The organism is Nocardioides sp. NPDC127503 (genome assembly GCF_040302165.1).
Lineage (GTDB): Bacteria > Actinomycetota > Actinomycetes > Propionibacteriales > Nocardioidaceae > Nocardioides.
Genome location: NZ_JBEORH010000005.1, coordinates 189,037 through 206,779 on the forward strand (window position 1 = coordinate 189,037; position 17,743 = coordinate 206,779).

17 protein-coding genes are annotated in these 17,743 nt (G+C 70.0%); 1 reads left to right on the forward strand and 16 read right to left on the reverse strand.

Annotation, left to right across the window (positions count from 1 at the left end; genetic code table 11):
- Nucleotides 1-65: 65 nt before the first annotated feature.
- The 5 genes from ABTW65_RS13550 to ABTW65_RS13570 form a co-directional block, all read right to left on the reverse strand.
- A complete protein-coding gene (locus ABTW65_RS13550; protein WP_350660791.1) occupies nt 66-779 on the reverse strand; it encodes an SRPBCC family protein in 714 nt (237 codons plus the stop codon).
- Between the two features lie 3 nt (nt 780-782).
- Entirely contained in the window at nt 783-1,637 is an 855-nt protein-coding gene (locus tag ABTW65_RS13555; RefSeq protein ID WP_350660793.1) for an FAD binding domain-containing protein, read from the reverse strand.
- On the reverse strand, nt 1,634-4,111 hold the full coding sequence (locus ABTW65_RS13560; RefSeq protein WP_350660794.1) for a xanthine dehydrogenase family protein molybdopterin-binding subunit: 2,478 nt from the start codon (nt 4,109-4,111) through the stop codon (nt 1,634-1,636). The genes ABTW65_RS13555 and ABTW65_RS13560 overlap by 4 nt, the downstream gene beginning before the upstream one ends.
- Nucleotides 4,108-4,623: a (2Fe-2S)-binding protein gene (locus tag ABTW65_RS13565; protein ID WP_350660796.1), complete on the reverse strand. Its 516-nt coding sequence runs from the start codon at nt 4,621-4,623 to the stop codon at nt 4,108-4,110. Before ABTW65_RS13565 ends, ABTW65_RS13560 begins: the two co-directional genes overlap by 4 nt.
- A 98-nt stretch (nt 4,624-4,721) precedes the next feature.
- The gene (locus tag ABTW65_RS13570) at nt 4,722-5,948 is read right to left on the reverse strand and encodes a transcriptional regulator (protein WP_350660798.1); all 1,227 of its coding nucleotides are present in this window, start codon (nt 5,946-5,948) and stop codon (nt 4,722-4,724) included.
- A 139-nt stretch (nt 5,949-6,087) separates the two neighbouring features.
- On the opposite strand from ABTW65_RS13570, the gene ABTW65_RS13575 reads away from it, so the two are divergent.
- A complete protein-coding gene (locus ABTW65_RS13575) occupies nt 6,088-6,546 on the forward strand; it encodes a GNAT family N-acetyltransferase (protein ID WP_350660800.1) in 459 nt (152 codons plus the stop codon).
- 12 nt (nt 6,547-6,558) lie between these two features.
- On the opposite strand, the gene ABTW65_RS13580 is transcribed toward ABTW65_RS13575, so the two are convergent.
- From ABTW65_RS13580 to ABTW65_RS13630, 11 genes are all read right to left on the reverse strand, one after another.
- Nucleotides 6,559-7,689 carry an XdhC family protein gene (locus ABTW65_RS13580; protein WP_350660802.1) on the reverse strand — a complete coding sequence of 377 codons (1,131 nt, stop codon included), beginning with the start codon at nt 7,687-7,689 and terminating at the stop codon, nt 6,559-6,561.
- The gene (locus ABTW65_RS13585) at nt 7,682-8,815 is read right to left on the reverse strand and encodes a vWA domain-containing protein (protein WP_502890577.1); all 1,134 of its coding nucleotides are present in this window, start codon (nt 8,813-8,815) and stop codon (nt 7,682-7,684) included. Before ABTW65_RS13585 ends, ABTW65_RS13580 begins: the two co-directional genes overlap by 8 nt.
- Before the next feature lie 35 nt (nt 8,816-8,850).
- Nucleotides 8,851-9,729 carry an AAA family ATPase gene (locus ABTW65_RS13590; RefSeq protein ID WP_350660806.1) on the reverse strand — a complete coding sequence of 293 codons (879 nt, stop codon included), beginning with the start codon at nt 9,727-9,729 and terminating at the stop codon, nt 8,851-8,853.
- Nucleotides 9,730-9,803: 74 nt separating this feature from the next.
- Nucleotides 9,804-10,334: a nucleotidyltransferase family protein gene (locus ABTW65_RS13595; protein WP_350661251.1), complete on the reverse strand. Its 531-nt coding sequence runs from the start codon at nt 10,332-10,334 to the stop codon at nt 9,804-9,806.
- Between the two features lie 2 nt (nt 10,335-10,336).
- Nucleotides 10,337-10,912 carry a hypothetical protein gene (locus tag ABTW65_RS13600; protein WP_350660808.1) on the reverse strand — a complete coding sequence of 192 codons (576 nt, stop codon included), beginning with the start codon at nt 10,910-10,912 and terminating at the stop codon, nt 10,337-10,339.
- Between the two features lie 287 nt (nt 10,913-11,199).
- Nucleotides 11,200-12,072, reverse strand: coding sequence for an alpha/beta hydrolase family protein (locus tag ABTW65_RS13605; protein ID WP_350660809.1), 873 nt, complete (start codon nt 12,070-12,072; stop codon nt 11,200-11,202).
- 255 nt (nt 12,073-12,327) lie between these two features.
- Nucleotides 12,328-13,962 (reverse strand): chaperonin GroEL, encoded by a 1,635-nt coding sequence (gene groL / locus ABTW65_RS13610; protein WP_350660811.1) that lies wholly within the window; start codon nt 13,960-13,962, stop codon nt 12,328-12,330.
- Between the two features lie 207 nt (nt 13,963-14,169).
- On the reverse strand, nt 14,170-15,378 hold the full coding sequence (locus ABTW65_RS13615) for an ABC transporter permease (RefSeq protein WP_350660813.1): 1,209 nt from the start codon (nt 15,376-15,378) through the stop codon (nt 14,170-14,172).
- Nucleotides 15,375-16,064, reverse strand: a complete 690-nt coding sequence (locus ABTW65_RS13620) for an ABC transporter ATP-binding protein (protein ID WP_350660815.1) — start codon at nt 16,062-16,064, stop codon at nt 15,375-15,377. The genes ABTW65_RS13615 and ABTW65_RS13620 overlap by 4 nt, the downstream gene beginning before the upstream one ends.
- The gene (locus ABTW65_RS13625; RefSeq protein ID WP_350660817.1) at nt 16,057-17,148 is read right to left on the reverse strand and encodes an efflux RND transporter periplasmic adaptor subunit; all 1,092 of its coding nucleotides are present in this window, start codon (nt 17,146-17,148) and stop codon (nt 16,057-16,059) included. Before ABTW65_RS13625 ends, ABTW65_RS13620 begins: the two co-directional genes overlap by 8 nt.
- Entirely contained in the window at nt 17,145-17,711 is a 567-nt protein-coding gene (locus ABTW65_RS13630) for a hypothetical protein (protein WP_350660819.1), read from the reverse strand. Before ABTW65_RS13630 ends, ABTW65_RS13625 begins: the two co-directional genes overlap by 4 nt.
- Nucleotides 17,712-17,743 lie beyond the last annotated feature (32 nt).

Consider the following 17,743-nt stretch of genomic DNA (forward strand, 5'->3'; position numbering starts at 1 on the left):
CTAGAGAGGTCGAACGGCCCTCGCTATCCACGTTGCGCGGGTGGTATCCGGTTTGCGCGACGGGTTCAACCTCGCAGGAGCCTGTAGACGATCACCACCGCCGCGATGACGGCCACCCCGACGGCGATCTTCTTCCCGTAGTTCTTGATCAGCACCGGTACGACCGTGGCGCCGAGGTCGAGCGCCTCGGGCTGCTGGGCGTGCTTCGGCCCCGTGCTGGTCGAGCCGCCGGAGCCGCTAGGCGGAGGCGTGTCGAGACCAACACGGTCCCCTCCCGCGCTCGATGGAGCCGTGTTGGTCTCGACACCGCTCGCTTCGCTCGCGGGCTCGACCGACGGTGGGGCGGACTTCGACTCCAGGCACGCGACGAACTGGCCGAGCAGCTTGTCGGAGACGTCCTGCATGACCCCGCGCCCGAACTGGGCGGGCTTGCCGGTGACGGCGAGATCGGTGACGACCTCGACCTTCGTGCCGGTGCCCTCCGGGGCCATCGTCAGCGTCGCGTTGGCACCGGCGGTGCCGTTGCCACGCTTGTCCCGTCCCTTGGCCTCGACGACCAGGCGGCGGGCGGCCTCGTCCTTCTCGACGAAGGTGCCGGAGCCGGCGTAGACCATGGCGATCGGACCGAGCTTGACCTTCACCGTGCCGGTGAAGGTGTCGCCCTCGGCCGAGGTGACCTGGGCTCCCGGGAAGCATTCGGCCATCGAGCCGATGTCCAGGAAGCTGTTCCAGGTCTCCTCGACCGAGGTCGGAACCGTGAACTGGTGCGTCAGGTCCACGCCTCAGCCCCCGAGCGCCTTCGTGATGGCGCGCCGGGTCAGCACCGTGACCAGATGACGCCGGTAGTCGGCGTCGCCGTTGAGGTCGGAGGGCGGCTCGGCGCCGTCCGCGGCCAGGGCCGCGGCGTTGCGTACGACCTCCTCGGTGGCCTGCTGGCCGACCAGCGCCTGCTCGACGCCGGCGGCACGCAACGGGGTCGAGCCCATGTTGGTGAGACCGATCGCCGCGCCCTCGATCACGCCGCCGTTGACCTTGAGGGTCGCGCCGACAGCGCAGATAGGCCACTGGTGGGCGACCCGGACGAACTTCTCGTAGTGGGCCGTCCATCCGGTGTGCTTCGGGATGCGTACGCCGATGAGCAGCTCGTCCTCCGAGACGGCCGTCTCGAAGAGCCCCTGGAAGAACTCCGCACCCGGGACGACCCGCTCGCCGGCCGGCCCGGCGATGACGAACTCGGCGTCCAGGGCAAGAGCCGGGGCTCCGAGGTCGCCCGCCGGGTCGGCGTGGGCGAGCGCGCCACCGAACGTGCCGCGGTGGCGTACCTGCTCGTCGGCGACCGTCGCCGTGGCACGCGTTACCAGCGCCGCGTGCTCGGCGACCAGAGGATCGGTCGCGACGTCACAGTGGCGCGTCATGGCGCCGACGAAGATCGCCGCACCCTCGTCGCGTACGCCGCGGAGCGAGTCGATGCGACCGAGGTCGATGACCCACTCCGGAGCGTTGAGGCGCATCCTCAGCACCGGCAGCAGGCTCTGCCCGCCGGCGATGATCTTGGCCTCGTCGCCGTACTGCGCGAGGGCGGCCAGTGCCTCCTCGACCGTGGTCGGGGCGACGTAGTCGAACGATGCGGGAATCACTGGACGTCTCCTTCCGTGCGGTCGACGTTCCCGGACATGCCCGTCGACTGGTCGAAGTGTGGTGCGGCCGCACCGGTGGTCTCGCCACCGGCCGAACCCTCGTTGATCGCCCGCCACACCCGTTCGGGCGTGCAGGGCATGGTGACGTCGTGCACGCCCAGCGGGCGCAGCGCGTCGACTACCGCGTTGACCACTGCCGGCGTCGAGGCGATCGTGCCGGCCTCGCCGACGCCCTTGGTGCCGAGCGTGTTGGTGGTCGCGGGCGAGGTGGTGTGGTCGATGTCGAAGCTGATCGTGTCGGCCGCCGTCGGCAGCAGGTAGTCCACGAAGCTCCCCGAGACGAGCGTCCCGGCGTCGTCGTAGACCGCGTCCTCCCACAGTGCCTGGGCGATGCCCTGGACCAGGCCACCGTGCACCTGACCTGCGACGATGAGCGGGTTGATGATGTTGCCGATGTCGTCGCAGCAGACGTACTTCCGCATCTTCACCTGGCCGGTCTCGGTGTCGACCTCCATCGCGCATAGGTGGGTTCCGTGCGGGAAGTTGAAGTTCTCCGGGTCGAAGGTGGCCTCGGAGTCGAGGTTGGCCTCGACGCCGTCGGGCAGGTTGTGCGCGGCGAAGACCGCCGTGGACAGCTCGCCGATCGACATCCCCTGGTCGGTGCCGCGAACCGTCCACTTTCCGCCGGTGAACTCCATGTCGTCGACGCTCGCCTCGAGCAGGTGGGCCGCGATCGGCTTGGCCTTCTCGAGCACCTTGTCGGCAGCCCGCACCAGCGCCTCACCACCCACGACCAGCGACCTGGACCCGTAGGTGTCGTAGCCCTTGGCCGCGATCTGGGTGTCGCCGTGGAGCACCTCGACGTCCTCGAAAGCCACGCCGAGACGGTCCGCCACGATCTGGCTGAACGCGGTCTCGTGGCCCTGTCCGTGCGCACTGGCCCCGGTGATGACCTCGACCTTGCCGGTCGGCGTCAGTCGCACCTGAGCGTGCTCCCAACCACCGGCGCCGTAGTCGAGGCTGCCGAGGACCCGGGACGGAGCCAGGCCGCACATCTCGGTGAACGTCGAGATGCCGATGCCGAGCTGGACCGGGTCGTTGTTGGCGCGGCGCTGCTGCTGCTCGGCACGGAGCTCGTCATAGCCGAACATCTCCTTCGCCTTGGCGGTCGCCGCCTCGTAGTTCCCCGAGTCGTACGTCAGACCGGCGATGGTCGTGAACGGGAACTCCTCGTGCTTGATCCAGTTCTTCTCCCGGATCTCGAGCGGGTCGACCCCGACCTCGGCGGCCAGCTCGTCCATCAGCCGCTCGATGGCGTACGTCGCCTCCGGCCGTCCCGCGCCGCGGTAGGCGTCGGTCCAGGTGGTGTTGGTGAACACCGTCTGGCAGTTGAACTGGTAGGCCGGGAACTTGTAGATCGCGTTGAACATGAACGCGCCGAGGACCGGGACACCGCCGCCGACGATGGCGACGTACGCCCCCAGGTTGGCGTCGAGCTCGACCTTGAGGCCGGTGACTTGGCCGTCCTTGGTGGCCGAGAGGGTCAGCTTCTGAATCTGGTCGCGACCGTGGTGAGCGGAGAGCAGCGACTCGGAGCGGGTCTCGGTGTACTTGACCGGCTTGCCGAGCCGGCGGGCGATCGCGAAGACGATCATCTCCTCCGGCGTCTGCTGGAGCTTGCCGCCGAAGCCGCCGCCGACGTCGGGCGCGATCACCCGGATCTTCGACTCGGGCACGCCTGTGGTCGCGGCGAACGCGAACCGCAGGATGTGCGGGATCTGGGTGGCGCTCCAGACGGTGATCTGCTCGCCGGTCGGGTCGCACACCACGCTGCGGGGCTCCATGAACGCCGGGATCAGGCGCTGCTGGCGGTAGGTCCGCTCGATGACGATGCCGTCGCTCTTCGCGGAGGCGATCGCCTCGTCGACGTTGCCACCGGTGCCGGCCTGGGCGCTGTCGAAGACCCACAGGGCGGACTTGTTGGTGCCGAGGTCGGGGTGGGCGAGCACCTCGTCCTTGACCGCCTCCTCGAGGGAGACGACCGCGGGGAGCTCCTCGTAGTCGACCTCGACCATCTCGGCGGCGTCTCGTGCGGCGGCCGCGGACCGGGCAGCCACGATCGCGACGATCTCACCGGCGAAGGTGACCCGGTCGGTGGCGACCGGCGGGTGGGCCGGCGTCTTCTGGTCGGGCGTGATCGGCCAGGCGTTGATGCAGACGCCCAGGCTCTCGTCGAAGTCCTTGGCGGCCAGCACGGTCACCACGCCCTCGGAGTCCTCCGCGGCGCTGGTGTCGATGCCGGTGATCCGGGCGTGGGCGAAGGGGCTGCGCACCATCGCGAGGTGCAGCATCCCGGGCAGGTTGATGTTGTCGGTCCAGCGGGTCCGTCCCGTGATCAGGCGCGCGTCCTCCTTGCGGCGACGGTCGCGGCCGATCTCGTTGGTCTGCTCCGGACGAGCTTCTACGGCGGTCACAGCGCGTCCACCTCCTCGGTCGCGCCCTTGGGGCTGGCAGCCGTGGCCAGGTGGCCGCTGGCGTACTGCACCGCGCGGACGATGTTGTGGTAGCCCGTGCAGCGACACAGGTTGCCCTCGATGCCCTCGCGGATCTCTTCCTCGCTGGGCTGAGGGTTGCGCTTGAGCAGGTCGACGGACTGCATGATCATGCCCGGCGTGCAGAATCCGCACTGCAGGCCGTGGCACTCGCGGAATGCCTCCTGGACCGGGTGGAGGTCGCTCTCGACCGTGTCGGCGAGGCCCTCGATCGTGGTCACCTCGCACCCGTCGGCCTGCACCGCGAGCACGTTGCACGACTTCACCGAGTCACCGTCGAGATGGACCGTGCAGGCGCCGCAGTTGCTGGTGTCGCAACCGATCACCGTGCCGGTCTTGCCGAGTCCTTCGCGAAGGTACTGCACGAGCAGCGTTCGCGGTTCGACGTCGTCGGTGACTTTCATACCGTCGACGCGCATGCTGATCCGGGCCATGTTGTCTCCCTGCCAGACGTCACTGTGTGGGCCAGATCACAGTAGGACGCGCAGGGTTGGGCCCCGGTTGGCTGCTCGGGTGCCGTACCCCTTCTTGGTCAGCGGCTGGCAGCCAGGCGCGCCCTGAGCAGGGGCAACGCGGGGTGCGCGCTGCCGCCCAGGCGGCGCAGACAGACGTCGACGACCTCGGTGTCGTACGGAGCCAGCTCGCTGTAGCTCAGCACCGCATCGGGCTGCGGGTCGGCGATCAGCGCTTCGCGCAGCGCGACCGCGACGTACTCGGCCATCTCGGCCAGCGCCGGGCTGTTGGTGCCGGGCAGAAGATCACCGCCGTACGCCTCGACAGCAGCGGCCACCCGGCCGTGCCGGACCAGCGCGAGGACCTGCTCGACGTCGGTCACGACCGGCATCAGCAGGCGGTAAGGACGGGAGGCGACCTGGCCGCCGAGGGCATGGCGCAGGTGGGAGACCTCGGCCTTGAGCGTCGAGAAGGTGACCGCCTGGTCGCCGTAGACCATCGCGTGCAGCCGCTCCAGCGAGAGGCCCTCGGGGTGGAGCGCGAGCAGGGCGAGGATCTCGGTCTGGCGACGGTTGAGCAGCAGCCGCTGCCCGTCGAGCCAGGTCTCGGCGGTGCCGAGGAGCGTCAGCACCAGACCCGGCTGCTCGATCGCCTCGTCGGTGCCCCGCTGGGTCGGCATCTTCGGCAGCGCGCCCTCGATGAGCCGCGCCATCACGCGGGCGGTGGCCAGCCCGATCGGGTGGGTGCGGTCCCAGGTCGTGGAGAGGTCGAGCACACCGAGGTGCTTGCCGGTGACCGGGTCGTGGAGCGGCGCGGCCCAGCAGACCCAGTTGTGCACGACCTCCGCATAGTGCTCGGGTCCGAAGACCATCGTCGGGGCGTTGTTCCGGTTGGCGAGGTCGAGCGCGTTCGTGCCGGCGCTCTCGTCGTCCCAGCGGCCGCCCGGCACGAAGTTGACCGACTCCGCCTTCCGCCGCATCACCCTCCCGCCGTACGTCCACAGCACCCGGGTGTCGGGGTCGGTCACCGCGATGACGAGGTCGCCGTCGTCGGCGGTGCACCGCAGCTCCTCCTCGACCCGCTCGACCGCCACCTGGAGGGGCGACCCGCGCCACATCTCGCGCGTCTCGTCCTCGTCCGCCAGCGGCGCCTCGCGCACGTCGGGTCTGACGGCCGTCGCCGAGCGCGTCCAGCTGGTCAGGATCTCCGGCCTGACGAAGTCCTCGGCGGCATCGCCGCTCTCCACGAAGGCGGTCCACGCCCGCGCCGCGCTGACACGGCGCTCCTGCAGATCGCTACGAACCATCACTCCCCCTTTGGAGCTCGGCCGTTTGAGGCTCGGTTCTGCCAAGGTAGCACCCTGTGACGCACCTCACGATCCCCTCGGTGGTACCCGCTCACGCCACGCTCCATCGCGGCTCCCACGGCGGTGTCACAGTGGGTGCATGAAGACGCGCACCGCCACGACCTGGGCCGACTTCGAGACCGCGGCCAGACTGCAGATCGACTTCAACACCGAGTACGCCTACTCCGCCCCGCCGGCCGACGAGCTCGCCCAGCACCTCAGCCGGCTCGTCGAGAACGGGGACACGACGGTGATGCTGATCGGCGACCCCGTGGTCGGCCACGGCATCACCCGCTTTCGCCTGCAGACCACGGCCGACGAGCTCGAGGCCTACCTCGCCGAGCTCTATGTCGTGCCCGACCGCCGAGGGCACGGCCTCGGCACCATCCTGCTGCAGGCGATCATCGACGAGGCGAAAGCCCGCGGCGCGACGTACATGGACCTGGGGACGAGCGAGGACGACACCTCGGCCCGGGCGCTGTACGAGAAGTTCGGCTTCGACAACCACGAGGGCCGCGGCTCCGGGCCACAGGCCCTCTACTACGAGAAGGAGCTGTAGCGCACCCGCGCGTCAGCGGTACTCCACGTCCTGGTGGATCCGGCCCTGCGTGCTGGCCAGGCGCTCGCCGGAGCCGCCCCAGCGGCCGGCGATGATCTCGGCGGCGATGGAGATGGCGGTCTCCTCCGGCGTACGGGCGCCGAGGTCGAGACCGATGGGGCTACTGAGGCGGGCGATCTCTTCGTCGGTGAGGCCGGCATCGACCAGTCGGGCGAGGCGGTCCTCGTGGGTGCGGCGGGAGCCCATCGCGCCGACGTAGGCGATGTCGGGGAGGCGGAGGGCGACCTCGAGAAGAGGTACGTCGAACTTCGGATCGTGGGTGAGGACGGCGATCACGGTGCGCTGGTCGATGCGGCCGGCCTCGACCTCCTGGTTCAGGAAGCGGTGGGGCCAGTCGACGACGACCTCGTCGGCCTCGGGGAAGCGCGAGTTGGTGGCGAAGACGGGGCGGGCGTCGCAGACGGTGACGTGATAGCCGAGGAACGCACCGACGCGGGCGACGGCGGCGGCGAAGTCGATCGCGCCGAAGACGAGCATCCTGGGCTTGGGCGCGAAGGACCAGACGAAGACCCGCATGCCCTCGCCGCGGCGCTCACCGTCGATGCCGTACGACAGCGTCTGGTTGGTGCCGTGAGCCAAGAGCCCCAGCGCGTCGTCGTGCACGGCGTCGTCCATCCGGGCGCTGCCCAGCGACCCCTTGACCCCTTCGGGGCGGATGAGTACGCGGCGCCCGAGGATCTCGGGGTCGGGGTGCTCGATGACGGTCGCCAGGGCGACCGGGCTGCCGCTGCGTACGTCCTCGGCGAGCTCGCCGAGCTCAGGGAACGTCTCCTGGGACACCTTCTCGACGAAGACGTCGAGGATGCCGCCGCAGGTCAACCCGACCGCGAAGGCGTCGTCGTCGGAGACGCCGTAGCGGTTGAGCTCCGGGACGCCGGTCTCCGCGACCTCGCGGGCGACCTCGTAGACGGCGCCCTCGACACAGCCCCCGGAGACGGAGCCGACCGCGCTCTCGTCGGGGCCGACGAGCATCGAGGCGCCCGGCGGCCTGGGGGCCGACTGGAACGTCGCCACCACGGTGGCCACCGCCACGGTCTCGCCGGATTCCCACCACTTCATCAGATCGTCGAGTACGTCACGCACGCGCGATCACCTCCACCAGATCCTCGTACGTCGCCAGGGAATGTCCGGCGACGAAGTCGTCCACGTGCGGCAGCACCGCGACGATGCCTCGCTGCAGTGGTTCATATCCAACCTTGCCACGATGTGGGTTGGCCCACACCACGCGATGAGCGAGACGGTGCAGTCTCGCCGCCTGCTCCTCGAGGAGCGCGGTGTCACCGCGCTCCCAGCCGTCGCTCGCGATGACAACCACCGCGCCTCTGGCCAGTCCCTGGTGTCGCCGCAGGAAGGCCTGCAGGTTGTCACCGAGCCGGGTCCCGCCCGACCAGTCGGGCACCGTCTCGCCGGCCGCGACGAGTGCACGGTCGGGGTCGCGGTGGCGCAGCGCGCGGGTGACGTTGGTCAGCCTGGTGCCCATCGTGAAGACCGCCCCACTCCCGGTCGTCGAGCTCACCCGGTGGGCGACCCGCAGCAGCACGTCGGCGTAGGAGCTCATCGAGCCGGACACGTCGATCAGCCACACGACGCGGCGCGGCCGCTCACCGCGCCTGCGGTAGTGGATCCCGGCCGGCTCGCCGAGGTGTCGCAGGCTGGCCCGCAGGGTGCGATGCGCATCGACGCGCCCTCGCCGCCAGGGGTCCTGCCGCGGCGTCCTCCGCCGTGGTGCCCGGGGGCGGAGCCGCGCGATCAGTGCTGCGACCCGCTCCTGCTCGGCCGGGTCGAGGTCGGCGACGTCGCGATGGCGCAGGGTCTCGATCTCGCTCGCGCGTGCCCTGATGAGGTCGTCGGTCTCCTCGCCCTCTCCCTCGCCTTCCTGCGGCTCGGTCTCGGGAAGGGTGGAGGTGACCGAGACCGTACGCGGCGGCCCCTGCGGCCCTGGCAGCGTCGCGGTCGACCCGAACCAGGCCTCGAAGACCTGGTCGTAGCGGCGCAGGTCGTCGGGGCCGGCGCACAGCGTCGCCCGGCCGGCCGTGTAGGTGGCGGTCGGGTCTCCGGCGCCGACGATCGCGGTCGCCTGCAGAAACCCGTGGGCGCGGTCCTGGGTCACCTGCACCCCGGCCGCCCTGAGCGCCCGGGTGAAGCCGAGGAAGATCGCTGTCGGAATACCCGGTTCACCGGGTATTCCTGCACTTCTCAGGTGTTGCATTGCCTGAGAAGTGCCAGTTTTGCCAGAGAAGTCGCTCACGTCAGGAGCCGGTCCAGTGCAGCCCGGACGCGGTCGGCGTCCTCGCGATGCTTGACGAGCGCGCCGAGCGTCGCGGCGGCGCTCTCCAGGTCCATCTCGGACACCCCGAGATGGTGCAGAGCACGGGCCCAGTCGAGGGTCTCGGCGACCCCCGGGGGCTTGAGCAGGGCGTTCGCGCCCTCGGCGCCGCGCAGCTGCTGGACCACCGTGACCACCTGGCGGGCGAGCTCGTCGGCGACCTCGGGGGCTCGGCTGCGTACGATCTCGATCTCGCGGGCCAGGCCGGGGTGATCGATCCAGTGGTAGAGGCAGCGGCGCTTGAGGGCGTCGTGGAGCTCGCGGGTGCGGTTGGAGGTGAGCACGACGACCGGTGGGACCGTGGCCGCGACGGTGCCGAACTCCGGGATCGTCACCTGGTAGGTGGACAGCACCTCGAGCAGGAACGCCTCGAACTCGTCGTCGGCCCGGTCGACCTCGTCGACGAGCAGCACCGACGGAGCCTGACGCAGCGCGGCCAGCACCGGGCGGGCGAGCAGGAACCGCTCGTCGTAGAGGGACTTCTCGGCCTCCTCCACCTCCCCCGCGCCACCGGACGCCTCGAGGGCACGCAGGTGGAGGATCTGGCGGGCGAAGTCCCAGTCGTAGAGCGCCTGGGTGGCGTCGATCCCCTCGTAGCACTGCAGCCTCACCAGCGGCAGCTCGAGCGCCTCGGCGACGGCCTCCGCGAGGGCGGTCTTCCCGGTCCCGGGCTCGCCCTCGAGCAGCAGCGGCCGCTGCATCCTCAGCCCGAGGAACGTCACCGTCGCCAGCTCCGGGTCGGCCAGGTATCCGGTCGCCGCCAGGCGGTCAGCGATCTCCCGGGGCGTCAGGTCCATGACCTGAGCCTAGAACGCGAAGCGTTGGCTCAGGGTTGGACAACCTCTTACGAGGGGGGCGAACGAATTTTCGTTCAGCGCCGGTCGACGTCGTCCCCGCCTGCCAGGTCGCCGCATTCGACCAGGCGTACGTCATGGGTCTTCAGGTAGCCTCGGGCGCCCTGGTCGCCGACGGCTGCCTCGATGACCCCCGCCCAGTGATCGCGCCCGATCAGCACCGGATGACCCGGAACCCCGGCGTACGCCGCCCGGGCGAGCACCGCGAGGGAGCCCGTCGAGACCACCCGCGCCACCACGTCAGCCCCAACATCCGGAAGATCGACAAGATGAACCACGGCCGCCTCGATCTCCGGTCCGAGCGCCGCCAGGCCGGCCCGCAGCGAAGCCCCCATCCCCTCGTCCCAGTCCTCGGCGACGACGACCCGCTGATCGACCGGGAGCAGCGCCCGCGCCTCGTCGGCCGCGGCGCCGAGCACGACGAGTACGTCGTCACAGCCACCCTCGCGCAATACGTCGATCGACCGCACCAGCCAGTCGTCGACCAGTGCCTTGGGCATCCCCATCCGCCGACCCGCGCCGGCGGCCAGGAGCAGGCCGGCGACCATCGTCACTTGAACGCGGCGGTGTAGAGCTTCTGCAGCTTCGCGCTCTTGACGTCGCTGTAGCCACAGCCGATGACCTGGGCATCACCCTTGGCCGCGACCAGGTAGTTCTTGCCCTTCTCGAACTCGGGCATCGGGATCGTGCTCGGCGCGGGCAGGGTGATCCTGACGGTGTCGGTGCCACCGACGCCATCGGCGTACATCCACGTCTTCACCCGCAGCACGGCCTCGCTCTTGGTCACGCTCTCCGCGGTGCCCTCGAAGGCCAGCGCGGCGTTCTGGGAGAGCCACTTCGACGTCGGCGGGATGCACCGGGCGGCGTCCGCGACGACAGTCAGCTCGGTCGTCCCGGCGCCTCCAGCCGGAGCGGATGACGAAGGGACCGGCGCGGTCTCGGTGACCGTCGCGGTCGGCGACGGCGGCGCGGCGTCGGGGTCCTCGGCAGTGTCGTCGGAGCTGAGGAGGCCGAAGGAGGCGACGATCGCGACGAGCACGACCGCGGCGGCGACCACGGCCGCAACCCAACGCCATGGTGACCGCGGCGGCTGCATCCCGGTCTTAGGTCCGAGGTCGACGCTCATGCCAACATCATGCCTCATGAGTGGGTGCCATCCGGGGACCCGCCGGAGGTCCGCAGGTTGACACACGCAGGCGGGGCCCTGGCTTCGAAGAGCCCTGACCCCGCCCGCCGCTGCAGAACTTCACCCGGATATTCCCTTGGGCTTCAAAGCCCCCCAGATCCAGACGCTTCCCCGCAGTCGGCCACTGTGTGGAGCACCAATGTTGCGTTACCGAGCTGTTGTCGAGACAGTGTCGAAAGTCCCCAAAAAGATGGGACCGCTGGGCCCCTCCTCGACGCCTGGTCAGGTCATGCCAGCTGACGATCGAGGAACCCGATGACCCGCCGGATCGAGAGGTCCCACTGCGGGCCGAAGGCGTGCTGCTCTCCCGGGTAGACCCACAGCCGCTGGCGTACGCCCGCGGTCTCCAGCAGGTCCCGCGTGGTGTATGCCCACCTGATCGGGCAGGACTCGTCATTGGTCCCGTGGTGCATCTGGAGCGGGACCTCGATCCGGTCGAAGTACGTCCGCGCCGACAGCCCCTCCCAGAACTCCGGCTCCGTCTCCGGATCGCCGTACTGCCGGTAGAGCCGGGCCACCTCGTCAGGCCGCGAAGGCACCGCCCACCGGTTGATGTTGTCGACGATGTCGGAGGAGACCGACGCGTACGTCACCCCGGCCCGCACCAGCCCCGGCTGGGCGACGAGCGCGTTCATCACCACTCCCCCACCCATGGAGCGGCCGAGCAGCGCGGTGCGGTCGGGGTCGACGTACGGAAGCCGCTTCATCGCCTGGACGGCGTTGATGGTGTCGCGGGTGTAGCCGAGGCGGCTCTCGTCCTCCTCGGTGCCCTCCGGGATCGGGGACGATCCGGCGTGGCCGCGGTAGTCGGTGTGCAGGACGACATAGCCCTCCCGCGCCAGCCGGTCCTGCTCCCGCCGCAGCCCCTGCCCGGTGACGTAGATGTCGGTGTCGATGTGGCCGTGCGCGAAGACCACCCCGGGGAACGGCCCCTGGCCGCGCGGCCGGAAGAGCACCCCGGTGATCGTCAGCGGGCCGCTCGGGTAGCTGATCTCGAAGCGCCGGTAGGCATCCGTGCTCCCCGCCTCCCGCAGCACCTTCACCTCCCCGCCCGGGAAGTCCTCTCGCATCAGCTGCGGGAGCGAGACCTTGTCGGTCACCGGTGGCAGCGTCTCCGACGGGCTCGGCGAAGGCGCGGTTGGTGACACCGAGGGTGACGGTGTCGCTGCCCGTGACGACGGCGCAGCAGCTGGCTCGCCGCCGCATCCGGCGAGAAGCACGGCCGATATCGCCAGCGCCGACGCAGCCTTCAGGCCCATGCCGTCGAGAGTAACCCTCGCCGCCACGACACCAGAGAAACGACAAGTGCCCCCGCCAACGGCGGGGGCACTCGCGTGTGCTCTAGCGAGACGGGCTCAGAAGCCCATACCGCCCATGTCACCCATGCCACCGGTCGGGTCGCCACCAGCGGCGGCCTTCTCCGGCTTGTCGGCCACGACGGCCTCGGTGGTGAGGAACAGCGCGGCGATCGACGCGGCGTTCTGCAGCGCCGAGCGGGTCACCTTGGCCGGGTCGATGATGCCCGCGGCCAGCAGGTCGACGTACTCACCCGTGGCGGCGTTGAGGCCGTGGCCCTGCGGGAGGCCGGCGACCTTCTCCGCCACGACGCCGCCCTCGAGGCCGGCGTTGATGGCGATCTGCTTCAGCGGCGCCGAGATGGCGGCCTTGACGATCGAGGCACCGGTGGCCTCGTCGCCGTCGAGCTCGAGCTTCTCGAAGGCAACGGCGGCGGCCTGGATCAGCGCGACACCACCGCCGGCGAGGATGCCCTCCTCGACAGCAGCCTTGGCGTTGCGGACAGCGTCCTCGATGCGGTGCTTGCGCTCCTTGAGCTCGACCTCGGTGGCCGCGCCGACCTTGATGACGGCCACGCCGCCGGCCAGCTTGGCGAGGCGCTCCTGGAGCTTCTCGCGGTCGTAGTCGGAGTCCGACTTCTCGATCTCGGCGCGGATCTGGTTGACCCGGCCCTCGATCTGACCCTGGTCGCCCGAACCCTCGACGATGGTGGTCTCGTCCTTGGTGATGACGACCTTGCGGGCCTGGCCGAGCAGCTCGATGCCGGCGGTCTCCAGGGAGAGGCCGACCTCCTCGGAGATGACCTGACCACCGGTGAGGATCGCGATGTCCTGCAGCATGGCCTTGCGGCGGTCACCGAAGCCCGGAGCCTTGACGGCGACGGACTTGAAGGTGCCCTTGATCTTGTTGACGACCAGCGTCGAGAGAGCCTCGCCGTCGACGTCCTCGGCCAGGATGACCAGCGGCTTGCCGGTCTGCATGACCTTCTCCAGGACCGGGATCAGGTCCTTGACGCTGGAGATCTTCGAGTTGACGATCAGGATGTACGGGTCGTCGAGGACGGTCTCCATACGCTCCGGGTCGGTCACGAAGTAGGCCGAGATGTAGCCCTTGTCGAAGCGCATACCCTCGGTCAGCTCGAGGTCGAGCCCGAAGGTGTTCGACTCCTCGACGGTGATGACGCCTTCCTTGCCGACCTTGTCCATCGCCTCGGCGATGATCTCGCCGACGGTGGTGTCAGCAGCGGAGATCGAGGCGGTAGCAGCGATCTGCTCCTTGGTCTCGATGTCCTTGGCCTGGGCGAGCAGCTGCTCGGTGACGGCGTCGACGGCCGCCTCGATGCCGCGCTTCAGGCCGGCCGGGTTGGCACCCGCGGCGACGTTGCGCAGGCCCTCGCGGACGAGCGCCTGGGCGAGAACGGTCGCGGTCGTCGTGCCGTCACCGGCGACGTCGTCGGTCTTCTTCGCGACCTCCTTGACCAGCTCGGCACCGATCTTCTCGTAGGGGTCCTCGAGCTCGATCTCCTTGGCGATGGAAACACCATCGTTGGTGATCGTGGGGGCACCCCACTTCTTCTCGAGCACGACATTGCGGCCCTTGGGACCGAGGGTGACCTTGACGGCGTCGGCGAGGGTGTTGAGACCCTTCTCCAGACCCCGGCGGGCCTCCTCGTTGAAAGCGATGAGCTTCGGCATTGCTCCTGCGATCCTTCACTTGGGAAGTTCGTTGGATCCGGTCCGATGGGTTGCCCGCGACGGACGACGCCACTCCCGGCAGAACCCTTCCCTGCCGCTCGCGACGCCTCAACGTCACCGGTCCGGTTGTTGTCACTCTCATGGTAAGAGTGCCAGCCTCATGTTTAGCACTCGACCCCTGCGAGTGCAAGCGCCGACGGGTGTCGGTCACGCCGCTCTCAGCGCCTCTGTCGGCGAGAGCCGCGCGGCTCTGGCGGCCGGGTAGACGCCCGCCAGAATGCCGATCAGGAGGGCCGCGGCCAGGCCGTAGCCGACCGACTCCGGTGGCATCGCGAAGGTGATCGCCTTCCACCTGGCGTACCCGAAGGTGATCACGGCCCCGGCCATCACCCCCAGTACGCCGCCGGCCAGCGAGAGCAGCACGGCCTCGACCAGGAACTGCGTGCGGATGTGGCGTCCGGTGGCGCCCAGCGCCCGGCGCAGACCTATCTCGCGGCGCCGTTCGAGCACCGACATCACCATCACGTTGGCGGTGCCGACCGCGCCGACCAGCAGAGCGACCGCGCCCAGCCCCAGGAAGAGCGAGGTGAAGGCGTCCTCGGCCGCGGCCTTGGCCGCGATCACGTCGGAGGGACGCGAGACGTCGACGTTCTCGGGAGCCTCGGGATTGACCTGGGCCGCGAGTACGCCGCTGACCGCGTCCACCGCGTCCGGGGCCGTACGCACGTAGAGCAGCGAGGGGTCCAGCTCGTCGTCGAGATAGACCTCCGCGGCGTCGTAGCCGACCAGGGCCGCCCGGTCCAGGTCCGGGGAGAGCGGCAGCGGCTCCATGATGCCGACGACCTGCCAGGCCCGTCCGTCCATCCAGACCGAGACCCCGCTCCCGACCGAGGTGATCCCGAGCCGTTCTGCGGCAACCGATCCCAGCACCACGACCGGGAAGTCGTCGACCGCCGCATCGAGGAACCGGCCCTCGGCCATCTCCCCCGCGAGGGTGTCGAGGGTGTCCGGGGTGGCAGCCTTCGCCGAGAGCCCGTTGGTTCGGTAGGGGTCGGCCAGCGAGCTGCGCAGCGGAGCGGCCGACAGGTCGGTGACCTGGGCGACGCCCTCCACGGGCTCGATGTTGCGCGCCTGGGTGGCCGCGGTCTGCGGCATCGCGGTGTCACCGCCCATCCCGAACCCCTCCCCCGCCTTGGCCTCGAGCAGGTTGGTCCCCAACGAGTCCAGCTGCTCGAGCAGGTCGGCCTGGGATGACCGGGAGATTCCGAGCACGGCCACGACGGTGGCCACTCCGATCGCGATGCCGAAGGCGGAGAGCAGGCTGCGCAGCTTGCGTGCCCGCAGCGCCCGGCCTCCGGCGCGGGCCTGGTCGGAGATGGAGACCCGGGACGACCCCACCCGCGTACGTCCGCTCATGCCGCCACCACCAGGGAGTCGTGCGTGATCAGGCCGTCACGGATCTCGACCTGGCGGGCCATCCTCGCGGCGACCTCGTGCTCGTGGGTGATCACCACGATCGTGGTGCCGTCGCGGTGCAGCTCGTCGAAGAGGTTGAGCACCTCCTCGCCGGAGTGGCTGTCCAGGTTGCCGGTGGGCTCGTCGGCGAAGACGATGGCCGGCCGGTTGAGCAGCGCCCGCGCGACCGCCACCCGCTGTCGCTCGCCGCCGGAGAGGATCCGTGGGTCGTGGCCGAGCCGATGACCGAGGCCGACTCGCTCCAGCACCTCGCGGGCCCGGCGCATGCGCTCGGCGCGGCGTACGCCGCTGTAGAGGAGGCCCTGCGCGACGTTCTCGGTCGCGGACAGACCGTCGATGAGGTGGAAGCTCTGGAAGACGAACCCGACACGGTGCGAGCGCAGCCCGGCCAGCTCGGCCTCGGAGAGCTCGGTGGTGTCGTACCCGTCGATCACCACCGCCCCGCTCGTGGGTCGCTCCAGGGTGCCGACGATGTGCAGCAGGGTCGACTTCCCCGATCCCGACGGGCCGACGATGGCGACCTGCTCCCCCGCGCTGACCTGCAGGTTCACACCGTGGAGGACCTCCAGGTCACCGTAGCTCTTGCGTACGTCACGCATCTCCAGGACGCTCGCGCGCTCACTCATCGGGCACCGCCACGGTGTCGCCCTCGGCCAGTCCTTCAGTGATCTCGACGAAGCCGTCGGCGTAGAGCCCGACCTCGACGCCGGTGAGCGTCTCGGTGTCGCCGGTGACCTTCTGGACACCGAACCCGCCCTCGGCCAGAGCGACCAGGGCCGTCACCGGCACCGCGAGAGCGTCCTTCTTCGTCTCGCTGGTCAGGTCTACCGACACGGTGGCCAGACTCATCCCCTCGGCGAGCTTCGGATCATCGAGGGTGAGGGTGATCGGGATGACCGAGGTCGTCTCGCCCTCGTTGCCCGTCGACTGCTCCAGGGCGCCGACCGAGGTGATCTTCGCCTTCGCCTCCTTGCCGCTGGGCAGGGTCACGGTCGCCGCGGCGCCGACCTTGGCGAGCGCCTCGGAGTCGGGGTCGAGACCGACCGCGACGACCTGGTCGGTGCTGGCTGCCTGGTAGAGCCCCGCGCCGCCGCCCGGTCCGACCTGCTGGCCGAGGGTCGCCTTGTGCGCCCCGATCCGGATCTTTCCCGGGGTGATCACGAAGTCGGCCGGGTCGGCCGTGCCGGTCTCCGCCAGGCCGTGGTCGGACTGGAAGTCGTAGAGGGCCGACTGCGTCGACTCGGTGAAGTCCTTGTCGACGGTGCCGGGGTCGTAGCCCATCTCCTTCAGATTGCGCTCCAGGAGACGTACGTCCTTGGCGTCCTCGGAGCCCAGGTCGAGCGGACGCCACATCGGGGTGGATCCGGTGAGCAGGATGACCGGCACGTCGTCGACGCGGTACGCCACGTCCCCCTGCTCGAGGACGCTGCCCTCTTCCGGCAGCTCGGTGAGCGTGCCCTGGGCGGAGCTGACGACGTCGAAGGAGTCGTCGTACTCCAAGGTGCCGCTGACCTGCTCGACGTCGGCGAGGGTACGCCGCTCGACGCTCGCGGTGCTCCCCGACGGCGTCTCCTCCGCAGCACCCTCGGCGGGCGTGAGGAAGCGGGTGTAGCCCGCGAAGCCGACGACGCCGAGCCCGGCGACCACCAGCAGCACGGCCGCGCCGGCCAGCACCGTCCGGCCCCGGCGACGGGGCGCGCGGGCGCTCACTGGGGACCCTTCCGCATCTCGTCCATGCCGGACTCCTCGGCACACTTCTTCTCGGCGGCCTGCACCTTCGGGTCCTCGGGGTCGATGCCCTCGGGCATCCGCATCATGACGCCGCCACCGCTGAAGTCCGGGTCGGGTACGTCCACGCCGTTCTCCCGCATGCAGGCGGCGAACTCGAGCACCCGGTCCTGCATCTCCTGGACCTGCTCGGGGTCGCGCTCACCTCCGATGCCACCCTCGGGACGCTTGTCCTCGCACGCCTTCATCGCCTTGTCGCGGACCTCCGGGTCGGGCATCCCACCCTTGCCGCCCTGCCCCTGGATCCGCACCCCACCGTCCTCGCTGAACTCCGGGTCGGGCATGTCCACGCCGTTCTCGCGCATGCAGGCCGCGAAGTCGAGCCACTGCTGCTCGACGTCCTCGGCGTCGGCCGAGGGGCTCGCCGAGCTGTCGGCATCCTTGTCGCTGAGGGTGGCCACGCCACCGTCGTCGGCGCCGCCGCCGCACGCAGCCAGCGTGATCGCCAACAGCGCAGCACCGATCGCCACGGTCATCCGTCGCATCTGGTCCTCCTGGTCGTCTCGTCCGTCCTTCG

Coding starts and splice junctions, on each gene's coding strand:
- ABTW65_RS13565 (WP_350660796.1), bottom strand. CDS start 4,623: ATGGCCCGGATCAGCATGCGCGTCGACGGTATGAAAGTCACCGACGAC.
- ABTW65_RS13570 (WP_350660798.1), bottom strand. CDS start 5,948: ATGGTTCGTAGCGATCTGCAGGAGCGCCGTGTCAGCGCGGCGCGGGCG.
- ABTW65_RS13575 (WP_350660800.1), top strand. CDS start 6,088: ATGAAGACGCGCACCGCCACGACCTGGGCCGACTTCGAGACCGCGGCC.
- ABTW65_RS13585 (WP_502890577.1), bottom strand. CDS start 8,815: ATGCAACACCTGAGAAGTGCAGGAATACCCGGTGAACCGGGTATTCCG.
- ABTW65_RS13590 (WP_350660806.1), bottom strand. CDS start 9,729: ATGGACCTGACGCCCCGGGAGATCGCTGACCGCCTGGCGGCGACCGGA.
- ABTW65_RS13595 (WP_350661251.1), bottom strand. CDS start 10,334: ATGGTCGCCGGCCTGCTCCTGGCCGCCGGCGCGGGTCGGCGGATGGGG.
- ABTW65_RS13600 (WP_350660808.1), bottom strand. CDS start 10,912: ATGAGCGTCGACCTCGGACCTAAGACCGGGATGCAGCCGCCGCGGTCA.
- groL (WP_350660811.1), bottom strand. CDS start 13,962: ATGCCGAAGCTCATCGCTTTCAACGAGGAGGCCCGCCGGGGTCTGGAG.
- ABTW65_RS13615 (WP_350660813.1), bottom strand. CDS start 15,378: ATGAGCGGACGTACGCGGGTGGGGTCGTCCCGGGTCTCCATCTCCGAC.
- ABTW65_RS13620 (WP_350660815.1), bottom strand. CDS start 16,064: ATGAGTGAGCGCGCGAGCGTCCTGGAGATGCGTGACGTACGCAAGAGC.
- ABTW65_RS13630 (WP_350660819.1), bottom strand. CDS start 17,711: ATGCGACGGATGACCGTGGCGATCGGTGCTGCGCTGTTGGCGATCACG.